This window comes from Candidatus Phytoplasma sp. AldY-WA1, from assembly GCF_020312115.2.
Lineage (GTDB): Bacteria > Bacillota_I > Bacilli_A > Acholeplasmatales > Acholeplasmataceae > Phytoplasma > Phytoplasma vitis.
This window is the reverse complement of record NZ_JAHRHX020000053.1, coordinates 1-4164: the sequence shown is the minus strand read 5'-3', so window position 1 is coordinate 4164 and position 4164 is coordinate 1. Positions and strand designations below refer to the sequence as shown.

Annotated in this window: 4 protein-coding genes; all 4 read left to right on the top strand. The window is 23.2% G+C overall.

The genetic code is table 11. The features are described 5' to 3' along the window. On the top strand, positions 1-1427 hold a 1427-nt coding region (locus tag KTO59_RS03650), incomplete at its 5' end, for a hypothetical protein (RefSeq protein WP_284928690.1). Between the two features lie 67 nt (positions 1428-1494). Then, positions 1495-1710 (top strand): hypothetical protein, encoded by a 216-nt coding sequence (locus tag KTO59_RS03645; RefSeq protein ID WP_284928688.1) that lies wholly within the window; start codon positions 1495-1497, stop codon positions 1708-1710. A gap of 313 nt (positions 1711-2023) precedes the next feature. Continuing rightward, entirely contained in the window at positions 2024-3355 is a 1332-nt protein-coding gene (locus KTO59_RS03640) for a hypothetical protein (RefSeq protein WP_284928687.1), read from the top strand. Positions 3356-3480: 125 nt separating this feature from the next. Next, positions 3481-4107, top strand: coding sequence for a dTMP kinase (gene tmk, locus KTO59_RS03635; protein ID WP_284928685.1), 627 nt, complete (start codon positions 3481-3483; stop codon positions 4105-4107). Positions 4108-4164 lie beyond the last annotated feature (57 nt).

Sequence of the window (4164 nt, the reverse complement as noted above, 5' to 3'; positions counted from 1 at the left end):
TAATTCAATTTGCTGATTTAGAAGAATGTAAACGAGAATGGTTGCAAACGCAACAACCATTAAAACGACATGATATTTATATCATGTCAAAAGACGAAATTCCACAATATATGAAATTATATAATATTGATGTTAAATTTGTATCTAATACACCATCATATAATATGTACGACTACAATATAATGAATTGGTATTTAAAAGATCCAGAACCTGGATTATTAGGAGTCTATTTCACATCTCGACCTAATCCATTTAAATCGACATATCCAAATAGTGATTATAAATACACTCTCAACGATTTATTAAAATACGAATTAGAAATTTCGGACGCATACGTTTTTTGGAATGCAAATGAAACTAATTTAAATTTACCTATTATTCATCATATTGTAAAAATTTATACCGATCAAAACAATAATACATACAAAGAAAATTTAATTCAAAAAGATTTATTTGATAACAAAATTACTAACAATAGAATACATGTTGATTTAAATTGTTATAATTCGACAACAAATACAGGATTATCTGTTCCGTTCGATTCTAATGGAGCATATTTTAACTATGAAAGAGTTGAAGCTGTTTATTTTGACGGTGGATTTCGTCTCGAAAATCCTAATATAAATTTTAATAATTTAAAACAACTTGCAAATGGTGCTAAAAATATTCATGTTTATAGTTTTAATCTTATTAGCAAAGAAAAAGAATATATACATTATGAAGATTTAGACGATCCATACACTTCAATTAGAAATTGGAAAAAAGGAAACGGATTATTTAACGATCCAAAAGTAGTAAAAAAATCCGATTATAATTGGGAAATAATAGGAGATAATTTTATTTTAACACACACTGTCGAAACCGAAGATAAAATTTATTATATAAAATTCACTTCCAATTATAACGAAAAATTAATACAATGGAAAAACCAATGTGATATTAAACCAGGACGTGTTTATACAGCAAAAGAAATACGAGATAGATTTGGTCGCTCTAGTAGAACTATTTATGATGAACATGGCAGATCAATAAATTATCGTTATGTTGAAGGAACGTTTATTGACGACTGGTATATTGATGGCAGTGAATGTATTGGTTCTAATAATCATTTTAATTCTTATTTAGATAGATTACAAACACCGACACCACCAATTAAAGTAAATAATAATTCTATAAATAAACCAATTAAAGAAGATTCGACTTTTTTGAATAAAGCAATAGCAATTTCAAGATATGCAAATCCAATAACTCTTGTACTTCCTGATGAAGCATTTAAATTAGAAAATGAGAAAATAGGAACGTCATCAATTAATAATGGAACTCTAATATTCAAACAACAAGAATTAAACGACGAAAAAATAGTTAGACCAATATCAGAAAATTTCAAAGTCAAAAAAATAAATAAAAAAGTAAAAATATATAAATAATCATAAAAATTCAAAGTTCTCAATTCGAGAACTTTTTTATTTTATCAAAGAAAGGAACAAAAAAAACATGAAAAATTACCAAACAAACTGGTTAACTGAAATTTCAAAATTTATCATATTTCGCATTTTTATTTTATTACCATTCTACCTAATTTATCTTTTATTCAAAATTTATGTTTTTTCATTAAAACTAAGTATTAACCGACTTCAAAAAGGAATCATGAAACAATTTTATCAATATTTAGTAGACATGAAGTACAAAAAAAATGTGGAAACTGATTGAAAATTTATTAACTTATCTAAATCAAAAACTTAGTGATGTTAGTAAATATTTTTTTAACTACCATAATCAATGGTTGAACTTAGTTTTATTATTTATCATTTTACTGTTTTTGCCACATATACTTTACGGTATTGATTTCATTTTAAAATGCGTATTTTATATTGGTAAAACAATTCATCTAATTATTAATTATTATTTGTTTCAAAAAAATAATCGAATTTTAATAATAACAATAATAATAATTTTATTCGTAAAAAGAACCATTTTTGGTTCTTTTTTTTATATCTAAATTCACAAAGAAAGGAGAAAAAATATGCATGATATAATAATAGAATTTTTCAATGACAAATTTACACAACAAGAAGAAGAATTTATTTCAAAAATTGTTAAAGCTTTTGATTGTTTCGAAAATTCTACGTTTTTTCATTCACAAATTTTAGAAGCTGAAAAATCAAAAGATGATGGTGAAGTTGGTAAATTAATTGAATCAACTTTTAAATATGAATTTTTCAAACAAAATCCAGATTATGACAAAAATTTATCATCCGAACCATTTTTAAAGTTTTTTTTACCAAAAACTGATCTAAAATATCATGATAACAATTTACAAATAAAAACCGCTACTTTTAGTCAATTTTTTAACAATCAACCAATTAATTTTATTAGCGAAAAAATTGATTCAAATCAAGAAGAATATAAATCTTTTTTCGAAAGACGTACAACGTTAACATTATTTTTTATTTATGAAATTGATAAAAAAAATAATTCTTTTAATTTTCAATTCTTTTTTTTGACAAAGTCTAAATTGATGAATATTTTTTTGAAAAAACCTGAAAAAAGTGAAAAGATTTCACTTTATCATTATACCACAATTATTATTAATTTTTTAACACCGACAACTGATAAATTAAAAGAAATGATTCATAAAGATAAAAAAATTATCAAAATTCCAATTAATAATACAAAAAAACATATTTATCAAAATGAACTAAAAACTAATTTAAATCTTAAATATTTAAAAACAATTCAAGAAATTTTAGAAAATAATAATTTTCAAAACGATTTTTTTGAAAAAAATAAATATTCATCCGACACAATACATTCTGGTGAAAATGGATATTTAATTGAAACATTATTAGCAAAATATTTACATGAAAATAAAAATATTAAAAAATTATTATTAAATCAATCGGATATTAAAAACATAACCGATATTCCTGTAGATTTTATAATTGACAATAATTTTTTCCAATTAAAAACAATTGATTTAGATCAAAAAGATAAAATATTAAATTTTAAATTATTTCCAGTTAATTTTTTTGAAAATGATTCACTTGAAGAAAAAATTAATATTTACAATTCAAAGGTTTGTAATACGTTGATTTTAGCTTACTCTAAAAAAAATGAAGAAATTATTTCTTATTTTTTAACTTATGATAATTTATTAATTAAAAATCTTAATCAATGTAAAAAACAAAAGAAATCAAAAAAAAAAACAATAAAATTAAATTGTAATATTTTGCCAGGAATTACTTGCTATTATAGCAAAAACCAAAAAATATTTATTAATATGTCTAAAGACACCGAAATAATCAAACAGTATTCACTTTCAAATCAAATAGAGAAACTAAATTCAAACAGCTAATTTTATAAAAAAAATACTGAATTTTTAAAAAAACAAATCCAAACTAACAATTATTAACAATTAAAAAGATTCATTCTATATGAATCTTTTTTTTATACCAAAATTAAACTAAAAGGAGAAAAAATATGTCATTCATTGTCATTGAAGGACTCGATGGAAGTGGCAAGACCACTTTTATCAAAGCATTTCAAAAAATTTTAACTAAGAATAAATTAAATTTTAAACAATATCAAGGATTAGGTAGTAGTCAATTAGGACACGAAATTAGAAAAATATTTTTACAATCGGACTTAATTCATCAAGATACTAGATTTTTTTTAAGCATCGCCAATATGGCACAAACTTTTGAAGAACTCATCAAACCAGACTTAATTAACAAAGAAATTGTCATTTTAGATCGTTGGTTAGCATCAACTTACGCATATCAACTATATCCATTTCACGAACAAACTGTCATTTTAGAATCAATTTTTAAGACTGTATTGACTCAATTATTCATTCCATGTGATTTACTAGTTTATTTAGACATTGATCCTAAAATCGGAATTGAACGCAAAAAGAAACAAGCACATCATAAACTCGATGTCATCGAACAAAAACCGTTATCATATTTCAATCAAGTAAAAGACGGATATTACGATTATCTCAGTCGTATTCATCAAGGTTCGACATTAATTTTATCAAGCAACGATCCAGTTGACAACAACGTTATGAAAGTTTTTAATTTATTAAGAAAGAAGGATTTATTATGAAAAAATTTATCAAACAATCAAAAAACGGAACAATTCACACTTATTATGCTAATGGAA